Annotated in this window: 19 protein-coding genes; 9 read left to right on the forward strand and 10 right to left on the reverse strand. The window is 42.4% G+C overall.

The window, feature by feature from the left end; translation table 11 throughout:
* Nucleotides 1-26 precede the first annotated feature (26 nt).
* The 4 genes from prmC (at nucleotide 27) to JMX75_RS05525 (ending at nucleotide 4,598) form a co-directional block, all read left to right on the forward strand.
* Complete coding sequence (gene prmC, locus JMX75_RS05510; protein ID WP_201531379.1) at nucleotides 27-953, forward strand: peptide chain release factor N(5)-glutamine methyltransferase; 927 nt, start codon at nucleotides 27-29, stop codon at nucleotides 951-953.
* Between the two features lie 15 nt (nucleotides 954-968).
* The gene (locus JMX75_RS05515) at nucleotides 969-1,763 is read left to right on the forward strand and encodes a HesA/MoeB/ThiF family protein (RefSeq protein WP_201531381.1); all 795 of its coding nucleotides are present in this window, start codon (nucleotides 969-971) and stop codon (nucleotides 1,761-1,763) included.
* 74 nt (nucleotides 1,764-1,837) lie between these two features.
* Entirely contained in the window at nucleotides 1,838-3,193 is a 1,356-nt protein-coding gene (locus JMX75_RS05520) for an ABC1 kinase family protein (protein WP_201531383.1), read from the forward strand.
* A 103-nt stretch (nucleotides 3,194-3,296) separates the two neighbouring features.
* A complete protein-coding gene (locus JMX75_RS05525) occupies nucleotides 3,297-4,598 on the forward strand; it encodes a YbfB/YjiJ family MFS transporter (protein ID WP_201531385.1) in 1,302 nt (433 codons plus the stop codon).
* Nucleotides 4,599-4,617: 19 nt separating this feature from the next.
* Here the strand turns inward: JMX75_RS05525 and JMX75_RS05530 are convergent, their stop codons facing one another.
* Nucleotides 4,618-5,106 carry an Lrp/AsnC family transcriptional regulator gene (locus JMX75_RS05530; RefSeq protein ID WP_020443364.1) on the reverse strand — a complete coding sequence of 163 codons (489 nt, stop codon included), beginning with the start codon at nucleotides 5,104-5,106 and terminating at the stop codon, nucleotides 4,618-4,620.
* A gap of 217 nt (nucleotides 5,107-5,323) precedes the next feature.
* Here JMX75_RS05530 and leuA point away from each other — a divergent pair, with 217 nt between their 5' ends.
* Nucleotides 5,324-7,108 (forward strand): 2-isopropylmalate synthase, encoded by a 1,785-nt coding sequence (gene leuA / locus JMX75_RS05535; protein ID WP_201531386.1) that lies wholly within the window; start codon nucleotides 5,324-5,326, stop codon nucleotides 7,106-7,108.
* Nucleotides 7,109-7,374: 266 nt separating this feature from the next.
* Nucleotides 7,375-7,989, forward strand: a complete 615-nt coding sequence (locus tag JMX75_RS05540; protein ID WP_201531388.1) for a hypothetical protein — start codon at nucleotides 7,375-7,377, stop codon at nucleotides 7,987-7,989.
* 135 nt (nucleotides 7,990-8,124) lie between these two features.
* On the opposite strand, the gene accC is transcribed toward JMX75_RS05540, so the two are convergent.
* The 4 genes from accC to JMX75_RS05560 form a co-directional block, all read right to left on the reverse strand.
* Nucleotides 8,125-9,486, reverse strand: coding sequence for an acetyl-CoA carboxylase biotin carboxylase subunit (gene accC, locus JMX75_RS05545; protein ID WP_020443367.1), 1,362 nt, complete (start codon nucleotides 9,484-9,486; stop codon nucleotides 8,125-8,127).
* A 201-nt stretch (nucleotides 9,487-9,687) separates the two neighbouring features.
* On the reverse strand, nucleotides 9,688-10,119 hold the full coding sequence (accB, locus tag JMX75_RS05550; RefSeq protein WP_011513500.1) for an acetyl-CoA carboxylase biotin carboxyl carrier protein: 432 nt from the start codon (nucleotides 10,117-10,119) through the stop codon (nucleotides 9,688-9,690).
* 250 nt (nucleotides 10,120-10,369) lie between these two features.
* Nucleotides 10,370-11,737 carry an MATE family efflux transporter gene (locus JMX75_RS05555; protein ID WP_011513501.1) on the reverse strand — a complete coding sequence of 456 codons (1,368 nt, stop codon included), beginning with the start codon at nucleotides 11,735-11,737 and terminating at the stop codon, nucleotides 10,370-10,372.
* 380 nt (nucleotides 11,738-12,117) lie between these two features.
* Entirely contained in the window at nucleotides 12,118-12,615 is a 498-nt protein-coding gene (locus JMX75_RS05560) for an EVE domain-containing protein (RefSeq protein ID WP_201531389.1), read from the reverse strand.
* A gap of 229 nt (nucleotides 12,616-12,844) precedes the next feature.
* Here JMX75_RS05560 and hemW point away from each other — a divergent pair, with 229 nt between their 5' ends.
* Nucleotides 12,845-14,170 carry a radical SAM family heme chaperone HemW gene (gene hemW, locus JMX75_RS05565; RefSeq protein ID WP_201531390.1) on the forward strand — a complete coding sequence of 442 codons (1,326 nt, stop codon included), beginning with the start codon at nucleotides 12,845-12,847 and terminating at the stop codon, nucleotides 14,168-14,170.
* Nucleotides 14,171-14,266: 96 nt separating this feature from the next.
* Here hemW and JMX75_RS05570 read toward each other — a convergent pair whose 3' ends face one another.
* Complete coding sequence (locus JMX75_RS05570) at nucleotides 14,267-14,407, reverse strand: entericidin A/B family lipoprotein (RefSeq protein ID WP_011280495.1); 141 nt, start codon at nucleotides 14,405-14,407, stop codon at nucleotides 14,267-14,269.
* A gap of 261 nt (nucleotides 14,408-14,668) precedes the next feature.
* Here JMX75_RS05570 and JMX75_RS05575 point away from each other — a divergent pair, with 261 nt between their 5' ends.
* Nucleotides 14,669-15,232: a tRNA (cytidine(34)-2'-O)-methyltransferase gene (locus tag JMX75_RS05575; RefSeq protein WP_181210559.1), complete on the forward strand. Its 564-nt coding sequence runs from the start codon at nucleotides 14,669-14,671 to the stop codon at nucleotides 15,230-15,232.
* Nucleotides 15,233-15,297: 65 nt separating this feature from the next.
* Here the strand turns inward: JMX75_RS05575 and JMX75_RS05580 are convergent, their stop codons facing one another.
* The 4 genes from JMX75_RS05580 to tusD all read right to left on the reverse strand — a co-directional run bounded on the left by JMX75_RS05580 (nucleotide 15,298) and on the right by tusD (nucleotide 16,904).
* On the reverse strand, nucleotides 15,298-15,663 hold the full coding sequence (locus JMX75_RS05580; protein ID WP_409033825.1) for a TusE/DsrC/DsvC family sulfur relay protein: 366 nt from the start codon (nucleotides 15,661-15,663) through the stop codon (nucleotides 15,298-15,300).
* A 2-nt stretch (nucleotides 15,664-15,665) separates the two neighbouring features.
* Nucleotides 15,666-16,004 (reverse strand): hypothetical protein, encoded by a 339-nt coding sequence (locus JMX75_RS05585; protein ID WP_133104237.1) that lies wholly within the window; start codon nucleotides 16,002-16,004, stop codon nucleotides 15,666-15,668.
* A gap of 75 nt (nucleotides 16,005-16,079) precedes the next feature.
* On the reverse strand, nucleotides 16,080-16,403 hold the full coding sequence (locus tag JMX75_RS05590; RefSeq protein WP_181210561.1) for a hypothetical protein: 324 nt from the start codon (nucleotides 16,401-16,403) through the stop codon (nucleotides 16,080-16,082).
* A 69-nt stretch (nucleotides 16,404-16,472) separates the two neighbouring features.
* Nucleotides 16,473-16,904 (reverse strand): sulfurtransferase complex subunit TusD, encoded by a 432-nt coding sequence (gene tusD, locus JMX75_RS05595; RefSeq protein WP_181210562.1) that lies wholly within the window; start codon nucleotides 16,902-16,904, stop codon nucleotides 16,473-16,475.
* A 423-nt stretch (nucleotides 16,905-17,327) separates the two neighbouring features.
* Here tusD and glnE point away from each other — a divergent pair, with 423 nt between their 5' ends.
* Nucleotides 17,328-20,174, forward strand: coding sequence for a bifunctional [glutamate--ammonia ligase]-adenylyl-L-tyrosine phosphorylase/[glutamate--ammonia-ligase] adenylyltransferase (glnE, locus tag JMX75_RS05600; RefSeq protein WP_201531391.1), 2,847 nt, complete (start codon nucleotides 17,328-17,330; stop codon nucleotides 20,172-20,174).
* The last annotated feature ends 161 nt before the right edge of the window (nucleotides 20,175-20,335 follow it).

Below are 20,335 nucleotides of genomic sequence, written 5' to 3' on the forward strand. Positions count from 1 at the left end.
GCAGATATAATTATTAAGAGTCATTTATGACAGCGCAAAAAGCAGCAGACGTAACAGTATGGCAAATCAAGCAGCAAGCGATTCAAATGGCGGAAGAATTATCTGTTCCGCCATTTTGGATAACGGATTGGCTGCTATATATCATTGATAAACCCGCGCTATTTTTAATAACGGATGATAGCTATCAGCTAAGTGATGTTGAGGTTGAGCGATTTAATGTTGGTGTGACCAAAATGCAGCAAGGTACACCATTGGCTTATTTAACGGGTATACAGGCATTTTGGTCGCTTGATTTTGCCGTTAATGAACATACCTTAATTCCCAGATCCGATACGGAAGTTTTGGTTGAGCAAGTACTACATTGGATAAATACTGCCAATAAAGAGTTTGTACCTAATGCTGCTAGCAATAAGCGTCTGCTTGATCTGGGCACGGGTTCTGGTTGCATTGCCATTAGTCTTGCTCACGAGTTAAAGCTGGCTCGCAAATTGGAACCAGTAAGCTGGCAAGTTGTTGCCGTTGATTTCTCGCTAGAGGCGCTAAAAATTGCTCAGCATAATGCGGTCAGTAATGCTGTAGATATCGAGTTTGTCCATAGTAGCTGGTATGATGCACTCTCTACTCAGGACGAACATTTATTCGATGTGATTGTCTCAAATCCGCCCTATATTGATGAGGCGGATAAGCATTTAGCAGGTTTATTAGCAGAGCCAATTAGTGCTTTGAGCGCCCCTAATCATGGTTTGGCTGATATCGAACATATTGTCCATCATGCGCCGCAGTACCTAAAAGTAGGCGGGCTACTAGCGATTGAGCATGGCTTTGATCAAGGGCATGCTGCACGCCAGTTATTTGCGGACAATCATTTCGATAATATACAAACGATTAAAGATTTTGGTGGGAACGATAGAGTGACGCTTGGGCAGTTTTATAAAAATAAGCGGCAATATTGAGTACTGGTAATCCATATGAGTAATGTAGAAACAGAGATATTGTTAGATGATGAGCTGCTGCGTTATGCGCGTCAAATATTGCTTGATGGCTGGGATATTGATGCTCAGCTACGATTAAAATCATCACGTGTCGTCATGATAGGCGCAGGTGGGCTAGGTTGCCCAGCTTCTGAAACCTTAGTGCGTGCAGGACTTGGGCATATTCACCTAATTGATGAAGATGACATTGAAGCCAGTAATTTACAGCGTCAAACATTGTTTTTACCGGAGGATATTGGTAAACCTAAAGCTCTAACTGCTGCGCAAATGTTGATGCGTATCAATCCTTTAATCACAGCTCGCGGTACGATAGCGCGTTTGAGTGAAGACAATGCTTATGAGTTACTTGATATGGCGTGCGGTACGCCAGACCTATTGTTAGACTGTACAGATAATTTTGCTACCCGTGACATCATCAATCGTATTAGTGTGCGCTATCAGATTCCATTATTATCGGCATCTGCTATTGCAATGCAGGGGCAACTGGCACTGTTTGAGCCACATCTAAATACTGGCTGCTATCACTGTGTGTTTGGTTCGGTAGTACTAGATGCCGAGGCGGATGAACGTACGTGTGCCAATTCAGGAGTGCTTGCCAGCACCACAGCTATCATGGGGAATCTACAAGCCAATGCAGCTTTGCAATATCTAGGATTAACCAAAAATCCACTGACAAACAAACTGCTGATATGGGATGGTAGTCGGATGCAGCAACGCTTGATGGGATATCGAAAAGAGTCAGAATGTCCTGTCTGTAATAGCTTTTCCTAATTTCAATTAATGATTTTTTACCAATTATAATCGCCGATTCTCAAATATCCTTCTTATGACCACAGTTGTCTTTTATGAAAATTCATCGTCCGCATTTATTAAAACATACCTTTAATGTCGTTAATCGTGTTCGTCAAACAGCAAGTGTCGCTGGTTTATCAGCGCTTAGAGTGGCGAAGGGCGAAAAGCCTGATGCCATGCTGTTAAAAGAAACTTTTGAACAACTGGGTACGACTTATATCAAAATTGGGCAGTTTATTGCCAGTACGCCGTCATTATTTCCGCGCGAATATGTGCAAGCCTTTCAAAGCTGTTTGGATCAAACCACGCCATTGTCTTATGCTTATATCGAGCAAGTATTAACAGAAGAGCTAGCTGTTAATGGACTCACACTTGAAGAGACGTTTGCCTATATTGATTCAAAACCACTGGCTTCTGCTTCTATCGCCCAAGTCCACGCAGCGCGTTTGCATAATGGTGATGAAGTTGTCTTAAAGGTGCAAAAACCTGGCGTCGAAACCATTATGCAGACGGATTTGGGTGTATTGCATGGCGTGACAAAGCTGGTTGAATTGTTGATGCCTTCAATGAGATTTGCCAGCATTGCGCCGATTATTGATGAGATTCGTTTGCGTATGCTTGCGGAGACAGACTTTATCGCTGAGGCACAAAATATTCGCGACTTTCAGCAGTTTTTGGCAGTATCAGGCAATACACGTGTGGTGGCACCAAAAGTCTATGAGGCGTACACTACCAAGCGTGTGTTGACCATGAGCCGCTTATACGGTGTCTCTATGGTAGATGAAACTTTGATGCGTCAATATTGTACTGATCCTGCCCAAGTGATGGCAGATACGCTCAATACTTGGTTTGCAAGTCTGATGCTGTGTAATAGTTTCCATGCGGATTTGCATGCGGGTAATTTAATGCTATTAACTGATGGACGTATCGGATTTTTAGATTTTGGTATTGTCGGTAAATTGAAGGCTGAAAGCTGGCGCGCTTGCATGGGAATGATGCAAGCCATGCAGGATAATGATTATTATGCGATGGCACGCCATATGATAGATATGGAGATGACACATGGTGGTAGTCAGGTTGATGTGGTGGCATTGGGTGATGATTTGCAGCGTATGATGAAGACCATTATGGCAGAGGACAAAGCCTTTACCAGTGGTGTGCCTTTTAATACGAAAGAGCAGGCGGATGAGCTGAATACAATGATGCTGGAGATAGTTGAGGTCGGTAAGCGTCATGGTATTCATTTTCCGCGTGATTTTGCTTTATTGACCAAGCAGATGCTCTATTTTGACCGCTTTATGCGTACGCTTGCACCTGATATGGATATGTTTAGTGATCAGCGCGTGCAGATGTTGGGACAAGCAGAGAAAAATGAGCAAGAAAATCGTCCAACACTCAATGTTTCGTAGGATTAAATACTATATTTAATGCTGTTCTAATACTCGTTCATAATTGTTGTTTACTACTTTAACACAAAGGATTGTGTGCTTTTTGCCACAAAATGGCCTTGTCATGATGACTGCTCTCAAAAGCCGTGCTGTTATTACTATCACCAATGAAACAGCTGTTGCGTTGATTGGTATGTACTGTATGGCAGTGGTGATGGGGTTTGGACGCTTTTTATTTACAGCCACTTTACCTGATATTATGCTGCAATTGTCGCTATCCACGACCATTGCGGGTTGGCTCGCTTCAATCAACTATATTGGCTACTTTATTGGCGCGCTTATCGCGATGTTTGTGCCGCAGCGTTTAACATGGCACATGCTAATATTATGGACAATAGTTAGTGTCATTACTACCATGCTGTTGGTCGTGCCAAATATGTCATTAAATCTATGGTATGGCATTCGGCTGATATCAGGTATCGCAAGTGGTGTGGCGATGATTTTAAGCTCATCTTTGGTCATTCAAAGCTTCAGTCTTGAGCGCCGTTCGGTGCTATCGGCAGTACACTATGCAGGTATCGGCGTCGGTATCAGTGCCTCCGCAATATTGACGTGGTGGTTACTGACGCTTGGCTACCATTTCGACGTGATTTGGCTGATCGCTGGAATGATTAGCTTACCTGTTTTATGGTTGCTGTATGGCATACGTCCGTCTGCTATGGTTACTTTATCTGGTTCAACATCATCAAATCCAACATCAGTAAGCTCAGAAACACCCCAGAGTAATCATTATTCCTCGCTATATCAAACCTATATTAATTTTAAGCGTTCTTTATACGAGGCGCTAGCAGGTCATAGCAAGCCCATTGCATTATTGTTGACCAGTTATGTGCTGGCAGGCTTTGGTTATATTACATCGGCGACTTTTTTGCCGGTAATGGCAGCTCAGCGCTTGACCACTCAAAATTCTGCTGGACTGTCTATTTGGTTGGTGGTAGGTATCTTTGCCATGCTCTCAAACCCGATTTGGGGTGCTCTTGCCAAGCGTATTGGTGAAGTCAAAACCTTAATGGGCTTGACGTTATTGCAAGCGTTTGGCATGTATTTGCCAATAGGGTTTGATGGTGCTATTGGTTTATATGCTAATGCCATGATTTTAGGGTTAACCTTTGTGGGTATGGTCTCTATGACCTTGACGATTATTAAAAACATAAATCCCATCTACTCAAATCTGCTGATAGGACTGGCGACATTAGCCTATGCAATAGGGCAGTTCATCGGACCATTGGTAACGGTAGCGCTGGCGGGAGAGAATGATAACTTTAATGCAGGGTTGTTGGTAGCGGCTATAGGACTGCTGATAGGACTGGTTTTGGTATTCTTTTTCTGGCGTCAAACGAACCGACTGCAAAAAATAATCATTTAAGCGAATCATTTTAGTAGGATTAAACCATACTGCGGCTGAATACTTCTCGCAGCTCAAAGCTGGTATGAACTTGTGCCACGCCTTCGATACGATTTAACCGATGCAATAAAAATTCCTCATAGTGAGCCATATCGCGTACGCGTACTTTAATCAGGTAGTCCTCGGAGCGACCAGTGACGATACTACAGCTGATGACTTCATCGAAGCTTTTAACCTTGCGCTCAAACTGCTCAAAACGGTCAGCTGTGTGACGGTCCATACTGATAGCAATGAAAACTGCCAAGGGATAGCCAAGTTTTTGGGCATCGGTTTGAGTATGATAACCGGTGATAACGCCACTATCTTCTAAGCGCTTAATACGGCGCGCGCAAGGGGTTGCCGAGAGATTAACGCGCTCGGCAAGCTCAGTAATGCTCATACGTGCATCGGTCTGCAATAAGCGCAATAAGCGTTTATCTGTGTCATCAATATCTGCAATTAACAGCTGATTAGAATGAGTATGTTGCATAATAAGTATTTTTATTAGTGGATTATGCCAATTATAGCGATTGATTTATCGCATTTCACTAATATAATGTAAATATACTTATTATAAAGCCGATATTCACCTTATAAACTTTGTTATTATAATGGCATAAGTTCGTATTATCTCGTATGATAAAGCAAGATTTTGGCATTGATTGCCTCACTAAAAATACCAACCTAATGCCATCTAAGGATTGATTATGTCTGACCAAGCAACACGCCCTGTAGCGCCTGCCGCTGCAAAGAGCACACCCAAAAAAGCCGCTTTCGATTTCCGTAAATATCGCCCTTTTGCATTTGCGCCACTGTTGCCAGATCGCACATGGCCGAGCAAAACGCTAGAGAAATCACCGATATGGGCAAGTGTGGATCTGCGTGATGGCAATCAGGCATTGATTGATCCGATGACTATTGAACAAAAAATGCGTTTTTTTGAAACCTTGATAGATGTGGGTTTTAAAGAAATTGAAATAGGTTTTCCCTCAGCGGCACAAGTCGAGTTTGATTTTGCTCGTAAATTGATTGAAGAAAATCATGTGCCTGATGACGTGACTTTGCAGGTATTGGTGCAGGCACGTGAGCATTTGATTGCTCGTACTTTTGAATCCTTAAAAGGCGCAAAGCGTGCCATCGTTCATGTTTATAACTCAACTTGCCGTATTCAGCGCGAAAAAGTATATGCTAAAGATAAAGCTGAAATCAAAGAGATAGCTGTCACTGGTGCTAAATTATTGGTTGAATATGCTGCTAAATATCCAGAAACAGAATGGGTATTCCAGTATTCACCTGAGAGCTTTAGCCAAACTGAGACTGAATATGCAGTTGAAGTCTGTGATGCCGTTTGTGATGTTTGGCAGCCCGAGAATGGTCAAGAGGTAATCTTAAACTTACCTGCGACGGTTGAGGCGTCAATGCCCAATGTATTCGCTGATCAAGTCGAGTATTTTTGTCGTAATCTTGCCAAGCGTGAGCATGTAACTATTAGCTTGCATACGCATAATGACCGAGGCTGTGCGGTGGCGGCGGCTGAGCTTGGTATGCTTGCTGGCGCAGATCGTATCGAAGGCACCTTGCTTGGTAATGGCGAGCGTACTGGCAATATGGATATCATGGTCATGGCGATGAATCTGTTTAGCCAAGGTATCGATCCTGAGCTTGATTTTAGTAACATGAGTGAGATTGTACAAGTCGTTAGCGAATGCAATAACTTGCCTCTGCATCCACGTCATCCTTATGTGGGTGAGCTTGTATTTACTGCCTTTAGCGGCTCGCACCAAGATGCAATCAAGAAGTGCCTCGACTATAATGAGAAGCATGTGGAGAAGACAGAAAACGTCTGGGATGTGGCATATTTACCAATTGATCCTGCACATATTGGTCGCAGCTATCAGGATGTGGTTCGTATCAATAGCCAATCTGGTAAAGGCGGTGTGGCTTATATCTTGCAGCGCAACTATGGCTTTAATTTACCACGTTGGATGCAAATTGACTTTAGTGGTGTGGTACAAAAACAAGCTGAAACCACGGCTCGTGAATTGCAGAATGATGAAATCTTACAGACCTTTGAAGACACTTATTTACAGCAAGGCAGTTTTGAGCTGTTAGATTATACGGTCAACAATAAAGGCGGCGAAGTCTACTTTAACGGTCAAGTTCAGATGAATGGCGATACCATCACTATAGATGGTGATGGTAATGGGCCGTTATCTTCGTTTATCGATGGATTGGCGCAGCACACAGGTAAATCAATCCATGTCATTAACTACGCTGAGCATGCAATCAATCCGCAGCATAATAGCGGTGATGGTATCAATGATGATAACAATAGAGACAATAAGACAAATGCCAATGCTGCTGCTTATATACAGCTAAATGTAGATGGTGAAGTTTATTCCGGTATCGGTACTTGTAGCAGCACCGTATCAGCCATGCTAAAGGGTGCATTGTCAGCCTTTGCTCAAGCAGTTAGTATCGCTGCTGTTTAATAACTAAGTATTTAAGAATTTAAATATTTAGGTATATAAGTTTACATTTCTATAAGTATAACGTCATGGCTCATTGCGATAAGCAAATCAGAGCCATGGCGTTATTTTTTATGTTTGAACCTCAGTAATTAGAGATCTTATTGAAGTGCTTACCACTGAGAGGTTAAAGCCTAATATCATAATGTTACTTGTGTTTTCGGTGACTAAGACTTACGCTAATGTACATAGCATTCATTATTATAATAGTATAAATAACAAGGTTAATTATGGAACCTCTCTCATTTGCTTCATTTTCATTAGCTGCTATTTTGGCATCATTGCCAGTAAATGGCGAAGCAGTTAGTAAGCCGACCATTACCACACATATTAGTCCTGCGATTGCTGGACAGTGGGAGATTGATTTAAACAGTAGTATCACGATGACCAAAGAAGCTGAGGCGCGGCAAGCAGCGTTAAAAGATAAGAGTCAGATTAAAAGTAACGAACCTAAAGTCGACGCCGGTGCAGGACTATTGACACAAAACGAAAAACGCCTCATTAATATTCAAGCTGATACCAGCAAAAAACTCATTGCATCAGCAAAGAAATCTGCTCAGTGCCGTGAGCTTTACAATTTTGCTGCTGATAATGAAATGTGGTCAGTCAGTGGCAAAGAGTGGACTTATGGACGTTATTTGATTACGCACCGTGAAGAGGGGCTACCTATCATTGCTATTAAAACCGTTTACGATAACAATGAAGTAGATTGCTCCGGCAGCCAGATAGATCAGAGCAATGAGGCGTTGATTGCATTTTTAAATCATGATGGCAATCAAATGCAGTGGTGTGCTGATCCTGATGGCAAAGAGTGCTTTATGAACTTTAATAGAATTCTGCCATAATAATGGTTTTTCGATGACTTTGCTTTAGCTTTAATTACAATCATCATTAAAAAACCGCTATCCATGCAGATAGCGGTTTTTTTATTGAGAACAAATCTTTATGATAACAATATGTGATATCAATATTTAATCAGTTCACAAGTTGGCTTTTTCTTTATTAGCAGTTAACAATTCTCTTTCAAGATAATGAATATTCTGTGCTTCATGAACAAAATTATCATCTGATAAGATTACATCACGATGCATCGGGATATTTGTTTTGATACCTTCGATAACCAACTCATCAAGTGCCTGTAGCGTTTTAGAAATCGCTTGCTGACGGGTTTGACCATGACAAATAAGCTTACCAATCAAAGAGTCATAGTAACTTGGAATCTCATAGCCAGGATATAGATGTGAGTCAAAGCGGATACCAGCCCCACTAGGTGAATACAGCTGAGTAACCGTACCAGGTGATGGCATAAAGGTCACTGGATCTTCAGCATTGATGCGACATTCAATCGCATGACCTTGAATTTCGATCTCACTTTGGCGATAAGATAAACCGTAGCCAGCTGCGATTTTTAACTGTTCAACGACCACATCAATGCCTGTAATCATCTCAGTAATAGTATGCTCAACTTGTACACGAGTGTTCATCTCAATAAAGAAATATTCATTATTTTCAAATAGAAACTCAAAAGTACCAGCACCGCGGTATTTGACCAGCTTACATGCTTTTACGCAAGCATCTAAGATAGGCTGACGTACATCATCAGGAATATCAGGGGCAGGGGCTTCTTCTAAAACTTTTTGATGACGACGCTGCAATGAGCAATCTCTGTCATATAAATGAATGGCATTACCGTTACCATCGCCAAGTACTTGTATCTCTACATGTCGCGGGTTTTGGAGATAACGTTCCATATAAACCGTATCATCACCAAACCATAGCTCAGCTTCTTGCTTAGCCGCTTGCACTTGACCGATAATTTCTTCAAAGCGCTCAACCACACGCATACCACGACCACCGCCACCCGCTGCCGCTTTAATCAACAAGGGAAAACCGATATTGCGCGCTTGCTCTTCAGCATTGTGTAGCGTCACAGCACCTACTGAACCAGGTACTGTCGGCACACCCGCTTTTTTCATAGCATTGATCGCGGAAACCTTGTTTCCCATCAGACGAATATGATCTGCAGTAGGGCCTACAAAGGTTAATCCAGCTTCTTCAATACGTTCAGCAAATTCAGCATTTTCAGCCAAAAAACCATAACCGGGGTGAATGGCATCAGCGCCAGTAATCTCAGCAGCAGTCAAGATAGTATTGATATTTAGATAGCTTTGATTGGCATTAGGCTTGCCGATACAAATGGCTTCATCAACAAAGCGTAAGTGCATCAAATTGGCATCAGCCGTAGAGTAAACACCAACGGTTTGAATACCAAGGGCTTTACAAGCGCGAACGATACGTAGAGCAATCTCACCTCTATTGGCGATGAGCAGTTTTTTTATCATGGGGTCATCCTTATTGAAGCGGCGTTTTTTAATGGAGTCACTATATTCAGCAATATCAAAACTCATTAAGCCTAGTGATTATCTAACTTTAAAATCTTTAAGCTTAGATATGATTAAGCTAAAATAGCCTAAGCAGGAGTTGATATTGCCTGATAAATAGCACGCTCTCCATCAGAACGAGGTAAAGGTTGGCAAATCTGGTTACGCTTTATAGCGTACGATAGGCTGACCAAACTGTACCACTTCAGAATTAGTGACCAAGATCTCATCAATAACACCACTTTGAGTCGCCTCAAGAGGATTCATAATTTTCATCGCTTCAATGATGCCGAGCGTATCACCAGCTTGCACTTTTTGTCCAACCTTTATAAATGGTGGATCATTAGGGCTAGGGGCTGAGTAATAAACGCCAACCATAGGTGATGTCTCAACACTACCTGCTTTCATCGCAGGCTGAGATTCAGTAGTATGAGGTGTAGCAGCACCAGCAGTAGGTGCGGCCATCATCGTTGGCGCCGGCGCATCATAGTGACGAGTCAAACTGATATGCTCGTCATCTGAGCTGATTTCCAAATTAACCAGTTCGCTTTCTTCCATGAGTGCAATGAGGGTGCGTATTTTTTCAATATCCATAATTGTATTTTTGCCTTGTAACAAATTCGAGAAAAATAGTGTAACTAAATATTGTGTAGATAATTGCTAATGATACCTATATTCACGGCAATGAGCAATCGATGTACAGTTGTTAACTGAGTTTTTTTACATATTATGACGTAAGCGCTCGTTTGAGTAAGAATTTATCATAGTCTATGTGACTTGCGAGCGCCAGTGATGATTATTACAGATAACATTTAGATAAACTTGTGTAAACCTAGTCTTATTATTATCCCCACATTGCCAGTAATCTCTTTTGTTGGTAGCGCAAACGTATGGTAAGTAAAATAGACGATAAAAATAACCCCGTAATTAAAGCCATCCAAAAACCTTGCGCCCCAATATCAGTAAAGCGTACTAGATAAATACCAAGCGGCAGTGCCACTATCCAGTAGCAAAATAGGGTAACCCACATCGGTATTGTAGTATCTTGCATGCCCCGTAATATGCCCGCGACATTGACTTGCCAGCCATCAAATAGCTGATAAGCAAGCGCAAAGATGAGCAAATGCATGGCTTGAGCTCGTACTACAGGATTGTCAGTGAATGCCGCTGCTAATTGTGGTCTAAATAGCCAAACACCAATCATACAAGCAAATGCAATAAGTACCGTCCATATAAGGCCGGTTGCTTGTACTTGACGCAGTGCCATTAGGTTTTTTTCACCAAAGCGGTTGGATACCATAATGGTCAGTGCCATCGCGACCGAAATGGGGATCATAAACAACTGCGAGGTCACTGATAGGGCGACTTGGTGCGACGCGGTTGCCAGCTCACCCAATGGACTAATCACCAGTGCGCCTAAGCTAAATAGACTGGCTTCAAAAAAGATAGAGACGCCAATCGGAATACCAAGCTTGAGAAGTTTTTTTATCTGTGCCCGATTTGGGCTGGCAAAGGCATAAAAAAAGCGCGTACTGGCAAATTGCTGACGCTTAGTAAAGCTGGTATAAGCGGCTAATAATAAGACGTTAATCCACAAAACGATAGCAGTTGCTACCCCGCAACCAGCGCCACCCATCTCAGGCATGCCAAACAAGCCATGGATAAAAATATAGTTAAGCGGGATATCTGCAAGCAGCCCTATGATACTAATAACTGTCACTGGCTCAGGTCGACCAAGCGCTTCACAGTAACTACGCAGCACCGCATAAACGGCAATTGCAGGGAAGCCAAATGATACGCCATGCAAATACTGAGTTGCTATCGGTTGTATATTTTCAGGAACACCCATGAGGGCAAGTACATTGGGTGCTAGGTTGACAATGATAAAACCAAGGATACCAATGACACCAGCCGTCCATAATGACTGCTGCGTGATATGTGGTACTTTATCGAGTTGGTTTTGACCAATGGCTTCACCGATCAGAGGCGTAGTCGCAATCAAAATACCTGTTGCTAATAAAAATAATGGTAGCCAAATACCTGAGCCGACAGCGACAGCAGCCAAATCAAGTGCCGAAACTTGACCTGCCATAATGGCATCGACAACACCAAGCGCTGCTTGACAAAATTGGGTGATTAAGATGGGCAGCGCGAGTATACCTAAGCGTAAACTGTAACTTTTAAAATCTACAAAAGACAACGGGAAAACCATAATGAGCAACTTTTATTCTTTACAATAATTATTTTTGATAAACAAATTTTACTAATGAACAAACACAGCCATTAATAAATCAATAGCGAGACAGTAAAATAGGAGGTGTGCGACGATAATACTCCGATAAATAATATGAGCAAGTGCATTTTTAATAAGACTAGGCATGCGGAGTGAAAAAAGAATCACTGATGCTAAAATAAAAATAACCCGCCGATTCAAGTGATGAAGTGACAGGTCATAAGTTAATAGAATGGTAAAGAAGTTAGGCTATAATGTAAATGTTTTAGAAAGGTTTGATAAATATCGTATTTATAGGTGTATTAAGCCTCTAATAGAAGAATTAAACATCAATTTTGGTGCTTATAAGCCAGAATTATTCATTCAATAGAGTCAGTATCTTCTGACAGTAAATTAAGATTTCCTGCAATATCCATAATTGCATACCAGTGTTTAGGCTCAAGCGGTATGATGGTCAATTGCTCACAGCCTTTTCTCAGTAATAATGAGTCCTCGAGCGCGGGCAGAAACTTTAGCTCTGACAGTGGTAATATATCATTAAAAGCTTGATTGAAAGTCACATCCACCATATACCATCGCGGATTCTCTGCGGTGGCTTTCGGGTCGTAATGCCGGTGTTCAGGATGAAATTGAGTAATATCAGGATAGCCAGCTTGACTAATAGTCACGATACCAGCAACGCCAGAGGGTTTAGCACTAGAGTGGTAAAAAAACGCCTTGTCACCTACTTGCATATCATCACGCATAAAATTGCGGGCTCGGTAGTTACGCACGCCATCCCACATCTCTGTTCCTGCACCTTCTAAGTCTTTTATACTAAAACAGCTTGGATTAGATTTTATAAGCCAATATGCCATGGTTTTTATCCTTTTTATATAGTTGGTTATTTATAATTATTTTATATAATAATGGTGATTCTTAGTTATTTTGCCTATAACTAAGAATTTTTAACATGAGCCTTTGTCATTGGTTTTGTTATCGATAGAATTTTCTTGAAGTTAGGCTTTTTTTTACTGTGCTTAGCCGTTATCCTAGCGGTATTTTCTGCTACTGATGGCAGTTACCTATTTATAGATAAGTCTGCTTATGTCAAATATCAAACCTAATCAACTGTTTCAGCAAGCAAAGCCTTTTCATGATGGTCATTCGAATACAGTAGAAGTGACAGACATTCCATTGGCGTTATACATCCATATCCCGTGGTGTGTCAAAAAATGCCCATACTGTGATTTTAATTCACATGAGCTACCAGTTGATAGTCAGCTGTCCATGTATGATGAATATGTAGATGCATTATTGCAAGATGCTGCGATGCAGCAGATATTGACCCAAGGACGTGAGATTAGCTCCATATTTATCGGCGGTGGTACGCCGTCGTTGTTGCCCATTGCTCAATACCAGCGCTTGTTTGATGGTTTACGGAAATATTATCAATTTTCTAGCGACATCGAAATCACCATGGAGGCAAATCCAGGTACCCTTGAGCATGCGCCATTTGCTGACTATTTAGAGGTGGGTATTAATCGTCTATCGATAGGTGTGCAGAGCTTTTCTGCTGAACAATTAACCACGCTTGGACGTATTCATAATCCTACTCAAGCGCTATCTGCAATTAAAGCGGCTCGAGAAGCTGGATTTGAGCGCGTAAACGTGGATTTGATGCATGGACTGCCAGAGCAAACCATGAGCGAGGCGTTAGACGATATTCAAATGGCACACGATGCTGGTGCGACCCATATCTCATGGTATCAGCTGACCATTGAGCCAAATACCGTATTCTATCGCAGTCAGCCAATTTTACCCAATGAGGATCGCTTGGCAGATATAGAAGAATCTGGTCAGACATTATTACAGAATTTGGGTTATTGCAATTATGAGGTATCCGCATGGTCTGGGGCAGGGGATAAGCCTTGTCAACATAACGTCAACTACTGGCAGTTTGGTGACTATTTGGCAATCGGGGCGGGTGCTCATGGAAAAGTCACTATTGGACAAGATATTACCGGACAAGATATCGGCAATAAGATGGCGACTGATTTCTGGACTATTGATAATGAAACCAACCAAGCAGGTATCTATCGCTTTAGTAAATCCCGTATGCCAAAAAGTTATATAGAACATGAAGAAGCTCATGGCCAAGATGGGACATCAATATCAGTGCCAAAAATGGTTGGCTGGCAAGCGATTGATGAAGAGGAGTTGGTTAGTGAGTTTATGCTTAATGCCTTACGTTTGCATGGTGGCGTAGCATGGTCGTTATTTGAAGCACGTACGGGGCTAAGTTATGACAGCATTGCCATACAAGTTGCTACATTAATCGAGCAAGGTTTATTGATGGATCATCCGGAACAGTTGCAACCGACAGAACTTGGTAAAAGGTATCTCAATCAAATATTAAGAGCATTTTTATAGCGAAGTATGCTCGTTAAGGGTTCAGAACTTAAGCTTCATAAAAAAGGGCTTATCACATAGATGATAAGCCCTTTAAACAACCTAAATATTTAAAGCTTAGATTTTGTTTTGTACTTCTTGTGCAGTACCGCTTACAGCACTACCAGCGCTTGATACGTCTTGGCCTAGACCTTTAAAAGTGTTACAACCAGTTAATACAAACATAGCAGCCAAAGATGCGATAACTAATTTTTTCATGGTATATTCCTCAAAAAAGACAGATACAGATAAGTAGTGTAGTAACAGTGAAACCTGATGTTGATCCTAAGTTGCACTGCAAGATGATAACAGACGATGACAATGTTTTTATATTATCCCTTTGTCCGTTACAGCCATCATAATCAAAGTTAAAATACGTGCCCAGTATCAAAATGTAATTATTGGCAGTAAACTGTAACTTTTAATTACCTTTGCCATATAAGTCAGAAAAACAACCCTAATGCTAATGACGGAGAGAGTATGACCATTCATATCGTGCTGGTAGCGCCAAAAATGCCCAGTAATACGGGCAATATCATTCGTCTGTGTGCCAATAGTGGGGCGCAGCTGCATTTAGTCAAACCATTAGGGTTTGAGCTGGATGATAAAAAATTGCGCCGTGCAGGATTGGATTATCATGAGTATGCCCATCTGCAAGTGCACGACAATTGGTCAATGGCAAAGCAAGCACTGCAAGATGCTGACTGTCATACCATTACGGCGTTGACTACCAAGTTAAGTAAGCCTTTTTATGATTATGATTTTGGTGGACAAGAGACTGCAGAATCGGGCAGTGAGTTTTATGGAAATAATGTGGCCATGGTTTTTGGCTCAGAAACAGCGGGACTGGCAGATGATATACGTGAAGATATTGGCGCTGATAACTGGCTACGATTGCCGATGCTAGCAGATTCACGCAGTTTGAATCTGTCGAACAGCGTGGCAATATGTTTATATGAGGTATGGCGACAACAAGGATTTGGCGGTGATGAAGGTCGTAGTATCGGCTATGAGACACTCACCGTCTACGACCCTAAAGAGTAATTTTTATTATTAAAATTAAAAAAGGCAGATAAAGAAAATGATTTATCTGCCTTTTTTATGGGCATTTATAAGCAATTAGGGGGTTTGGGCAGCCCAGCAAGGCGATTGACATGGCGGGCGACCAAACCAGTATTGAATAGCTGCTGCAGCTTTTGATTACTGATGTCATTATCAGGCAAGGTTTGCTGTAGCCATTTAATCAACGGGCGCGTAGCAGGTGCGTGATTGAATTTTACAAAAAAAGCTCGTACTTGCTGTAACACTGCCAAGCGCTCAGTATCTAAGACGACATCCAAGGTATTAGCTAGCTGCTGTGCAATAACGGGCGTCCAGATAGTGTGGTCACATAAATGCCCATCTTGGTCTAATGCCACATCGTCTAATGCTAAATCGATTGAGCTCAGAGAGGATGTAGACGAGTTAGTAGACATACTCATAAGGCAATCGTCACTACTTTATCAAAGCGGCTGTCTTGGGTCATCGCTACCCATTCGGCATCGCTTAAAATACCAGTGAGCTTTGCCGCTAGATTAAGCTTCGCTGCGGTGTTTTCATGCAACTGTGCCACATCGTCGGCAAGCGCGTAAATACCAGCAATGGTTTCTATTTCCATATTCTCGATATCGCCCAAATACGCATTGAACCAATCTATATACGCGACGGTCGTACCCAATAAAAGGATGCTATCGTCCGCCTGCCATGACAACGCCATTTGTTCCGTAGTGCGTCTGAGCGTATCCATACTGCTATGTAATTGATATAAAGTTGCCATACTCGTGTCCGATTGCTTGCTATAGGTTTGAAACAATAAAATTTTATATCAGCTTTGCTATTTATAGCTTTAAGATTAAAAAGTGAGAATTTGCTCAAATATTTGTAAATTTACTTCTTCTGGAATCAAGACTAACTGCGTTGCCAAGTCCGTCGGTAGCATGCCAGCTATCCAGCCACTAAAAACATCTTCAGGTAGCCACGCTGGCGGCATGTCATAAAGCTCAAGCGCTTGAATCATACCTTGCAAGCGTGAGTTTGGCTGCATTAAAAATCCAAAGACGGGCGCATCCAAATACAGCTGCACTTCGTGCCCAAAGGTTGCCAAAGTCAAAGCCAGCGCACAGCCTTCATAGCTTGCCATTTCAGTGGGCGTATGCAGCCGAATGAGTAATTTCATGAGGTATTCCTAATCTTGTTTGTCGCTATCTATTAGTATCAAACTGAATTTTTATTTCCATCATTTTTATTAGAATTGTAGTAAGCGACAGTCGCCTTGCATCATCATAGCAAGCTCACTCAGACCTACTAGCTTAAAACCTGTCGCTAGATTTTCTGTCTCTAACTGATGACGGCTGCTGTTGTCCGTATCACTAATACCGCGACTGAGTGCCGTACTGACGCATACTGGCAGCACAAGATTATACTGTGCTGCCAGTGCCTGCCACTCTTGGGTAATATTTGATTGATCAGCTGACTGCCACCTTAAACGATTGGCAGTATGTGCTGCATCTGCATAAAAAAAGATGTTTAATACAGAGTTTTCATGATTGGTGCTGTTACCTTCTTTATTATCTGTAGAAGCGCCTTGTAGATAAGCGCGCGCATAGCGTAATGCCAGATAGGCAAGTGGATGGCTTGGGTCAGCGGTAATTAAAAGTAGAGGTGTTGAGAGTGTCATAATGGCGGTATCACATAGTATTAATAAGCATTGAATAAATGAGTATTGAAAAAGAACTGAGACCTTGTATGGCTGTATATTGTATCATCATTCAGCGCTTTTTCATTTTTTGCAAGTATAGTCAATTCTAAATAAAACAGATACGTTATGTTCCAACGTAGTACTGGTATAAATTTTTCTGGCGTGCTGTGCCTACGCCGACAGAGGCTGCGTAAAATTCATCCCAGTCCTACTGTAGCGCTTTAATACTGAATTCGCTATATGCTTGCTCTTGGCAGCGCATTACTTTATTTATGTTACTATAAAAGCATGGTGTTTCACTGATCCATAGCAGTTGTGACCGTTCCGTAAGAAAAAACAATAAACTTATTCGCCCAGTTCACGTAGGCTTATGGCTCTATGCTGCAATGAGGTAACATCATTATGCTATCTACCACTCCAAATGGTAACGGCTATCAGCCCACATCAGAACAGCTACAAGTATTGCAAACTGCCAGTGAGTTTGCTTATCAAATTTGGCAAAGTCGCACGGGCGCCTGCCAGACGTTTTTACGCAGTTATCCTTTAGACACGACCTTAACGCGCCAACAGATTGATGACCTGATACAAGATTATACATTGGACGAAAATTATCAGCTTGGTCATGAAACCAAAGTGATGAGTGGTTTACGCAATTTGCGTATGCTACTGATGATGCGTTGGGTATGGCAAGACGCGTTGGCAGTGATTGAGCTTGAGCAATTGACCGACGAGTTGTCCGAATTCGCTGATGGTTGTATTTTATTTGCGAAAAACTATACCTATCAGCAGTTGGTGACTCAATATGGTCAGCCTACCTTTATTAATGAGAAAGGCAATGCGCAAGTTGATGATATGGCGATTATGGCAATGGGCAAGCTTGGCGCTCATGAGCTGAACTTATCAAGTGACATTGACCTGATTTTTATCCATCAAGCGCGCGGTGAAACTGATGGGGATAAAGCCAAAGGCACACGCAGTATCGATAACAAGCGCTTTATGACGCGCCTTGGTCAAGGTATTATTAAGCTGCTCGATAACAATACAGCAGATGGTTTTGTGTTTCGGGTAGATATGCGCCTGCGCCCATGGGGCGATGGTAGTGATTTAGCGATTCATCTATCGGCGTTACAGAAGTACTTTTCTCAGCATGGGCGGGCATGGGAACGATTTGCTTGGTTAAAAGCCCGCGTGGTTGGACATATAGAGCGACCGTTCTATGATGACATTCAAGCACTTATTAAACCGTTTGTCTTTCGATATTACGTCGATTATAGTGCTTTTTCGGCATTACGAGAGATGAAGTCTCTGATCCAAAATCAAGTCGCCCAGCGTGAAGATTTGGATAATATCAAACTCGGTGCTGGTGGTATTCGAGATATCGAGTTTATCGTTCAAGCTTTCCAGTTGATTTATGGCGGACGGCATCCGCAGCTACAGGTCAAATCTTGTTTAAAGGCAATGCAGGCGCTGTATGAGCTTAAGTATTTAGAAGAAACCACTTATCAAGAACTGCAGAGTGCTTATCGGTTTTTACGCCGGCTTGAGCACGGTATTCAAGCGATCAATGACCAGCAAACCCAGCGTCTTCCTCATGATGCCCATTGGCAGCACAATCTTGCGCTCACACTTGGGTTTGAAGACTGGGCTGCATTATTAAATACGCTTAATTATCATCGATATCATGTCAATGTGCCGTTTGAGCGTATGGTTACTGAAAGACAAGTACCGGATCACAATGATGAGCTAGAACCTGCTAACTTGGATGAGCAAGTGGCTCGTTTAAATGACGTGTTGACGGAAGAGAATCATAGCCAATTGCAAAATTTTTGGCAGTCAAAAATGGTTGCCAATTTAAGCGATGAGGCTCGTGAACGCTTGGACGGAGCGTATCCAGTCATTGTGCATGCGCTACTTGCTCATCAAGATCAGCAGCAATTGGCGAATACTGCATTGCCGCGCTTGATTGCCTTGCTGGAAGCGATTTGCCGTCGTTCTATCTACTTGGTTATGATTGCAGAGAACCCAAACGCCACGGTTGAGTTGATTCCGATGCTGTCTGCTAGCCCTTGGATTGCCAAAGAGCTGGCACAGTATCCAGTGTTATTAGATACATTTTTACAGCAACGCTATCGGCATTTACCAGACAAGCTTGAGCTGCGTGATATCTTGCGTCAGCAGTTATTGAGAGTAGAGCCTAATGACGAAGAAAAGCTGCTTAGCGTATTACGATTGTTTAAAAAGAATCAAGTATTAGCGGTTGCCGCCAGTGATGTGTTGGCTGAACGTCCAATCATGAAGGTGTCGGATTCTTTAACATACATTGCCGAGGTGGTATTAGAAGCGGCGCTTGAGCGTGCTTTCGCTGAAATTGTGAAACGTTATGGTTATCCTATTGGCCAAGATGGCGATCCGGTCACCGAAGCGGATTGCGGCTTTGCTATTATCGGATACGGTAAGCTTGGCGGTCTTGAGTTGTCTTATTCATCAGATTTAGATTTGGTGTTTTTGCATAAAATAAAAGAGCAGGGTATGACCACGGGTGAAAATTCGGTCAGTGGCATGAAGTTTGCGGCACGCTTGGCGCAAAAGCTCATGACCTATCTTAATACCCAAACCCGTGATGGCCGTGCTTATGAGGTAGATATGCGCCTGCGTCCCTCCGGCAATGCTGGCATGATGGTGGTGTCTTGTCATGCGTTTGAAACCTATCAGCTTGAGAAAGCTTGGTCATGGGAGCATCAAGCGCTGGTACGGGCGCGTGCAATCTGCGGTGATAAACGCGTCACAGCCCGTTTTTGTGATATTCGCCGTACGGTCTTAGCATTACCGCGCACAATTGAGGAAGTACGTATCGAAGTGACAAGTATGCGTATCAAAATGCAAAAGCATCTGGGTACGAGCCAATGGCAACAGCAAGCGGGTAAGTTTCATCTTAAACAAGATGCAGGCGGTGTCATTGATATCGAGTTTTTGGCACAATTTGCCGTACTGGCCTATTCGCATGAGCATCCAACCTTGACCAAATGGAGCGATAACGTCCGTATCTTTGAGGAGATGGCGACACTAGGTATTTGGGAGCGTGAGATCTGTCAAGATTTGACGGATGCTTATTTGCGCATAAGGGCTGCAACGCATCAATTGGCACTATCCGAGCAGTCATTACTGGTCGATGAGTCGCTTTGGACTGAAACACGTGCACTCGTACAGGCGCAGTGGCAGCATTTGATGGGTGTGGAATCGACAGAATAGCGGTATTAAAAAGGCTGTGCTGAATGAAAGGACAGTGTTAAGACAGTCTTGGTACTGATATTTAACGCCATATAAATAAGGGCACTGCAGTAATGAACTAAAATATTTCATTTGCTTGGCGTGCTGGTGATATAATCATTTGCGCATTAAATTTGCACATG

It is taken from the genome of Psychrobacter sp. LFX-11D (genome assembly GCF_904846475.1).
Lineage (GTDB): Bacteria > Pseudomonadota > Gammaproteobacteria > Pseudomonadales > Moraxellaceae > Psychrobacter > Psychrobacter cryohalolentis.

Coding starts and splice junctions, on each gene's coding strand:
- accB (WP_011513500.1), bottom strand. CDS start 10,119: ATGGATATTGAAAAAATACGCACCCTCATTGCACTCATGGAAGAAAGC.
- leuA (WP_201531386.1), top strand. CDS start 5,324: ATGTCTGACCAAGCAACACGCCCTGTAGCGCCTGCCGCTGCAAAGAGC.
- glnE (WP_201531391.1), top strand. CDS start 17,328: ATGCTATCTACCACTCCAAATGGTAACGGCTATCAGCCCACATCAGAA.
- JMX75_RS05530 (WP_020443364.1), bottom strand. CDS start 5,106: ATGCAACATACTCATTCTAATCAGCTGTTAATTGCAGATATTGATGAC.
- JMX75_RS05520 (WP_201531383.1), top strand. CDS start 1,838: ATGAAAATTCATCGTCCGCATTTATTAAAACATACCTTTAATGTCGTT.
- hemW (WP_201531390.1), top strand. CDS start 12,845: ATGTCAAATATCAAACCTAATCAACTGTTTCAGCAAGCAAAGCCTTTT.
- accC (WP_020443367.1), bottom strand. CDS start 9,486: ATGATAAAAAAACTGCTCATCGCCAATAGAGGTGAGATTGCTCTACGT.
- JMX75_RS05515 (WP_201531381.1), top strand. CDS start 969: ATGAGTAATGTAGAAACAGAGATATTGTTAGATGATGAGCTGCTGCGT.
- JMX75_RS05575 (WP_181210559.1), top strand. CDS start 14,669: ATGACCATTCATATCGTGCTGGTAGCGCCAAAAATGCCCAGTAATACG.
- JMX75_RS05580 (WP_409033825.1), bottom strand. CDS start 15,663: ATGTCTACTAACTCGTCTACATCCTCTCTGAGCTCAATCGATTTAGCA.
- prmC (WP_201531379.1), top strand. CDS start 27: ATGACAGCGCAAAAAGCAGCAGACGTAACAGTATGGCAAATCAAGCAG.
- JMX75_RS05590 (WP_181210561.1), bottom strand. CDS start 16,403: ATGAAATTACTCATTCGGCTGCATACGCCCACTGAAATGGCAAGCTAT.
- JMX75_RS05560 (WP_201531389.1), bottom strand. CDS start 12,615: ATGGCATATTGGCTTATAAAATCTAATCCAAGCTGTTTTAGTATAAAA.
- JMX75_RS05585 (WP_133104237.1), bottom strand. CDS start 16,004: ATGGCAACTTTATATCAATTACATAGCAGTATGGATACGCTCAGACGC.
- tusD (WP_181210562.1), bottom strand. CDS start 16,904: ATGACACTCTCAACACCTCTACTTTTAATTACCGCTGACCCAAGCCAT.
- JMX75_RS05555 (WP_011513501.1), bottom strand. CDS start 11,737: ATGGTTTTCCCGTTGTCTTTTGTAGATTTTAAAAGTTACAGTTTACGC.
- JMX75_RS05525 (WP_201531385.1), top strand. CDS start 3,297: ATGATGACTGCTCTCAAAAGCCGTGCTGTTATTACTATCACCAATGAA.
- JMX75_RS05540 (WP_201531388.1), top strand. CDS start 7,375: ATGGAACCTCTCTCATTTGCTTCATTTTCATTAGCTGCTATTTTGGCA.
- JMX75_RS05570 (WP_011280495.1), bottom strand. CDS start 14,407: ATGAAAAAATTAGTTATCGCATCTTTGGCTGCTATGTTTGTATTAACT.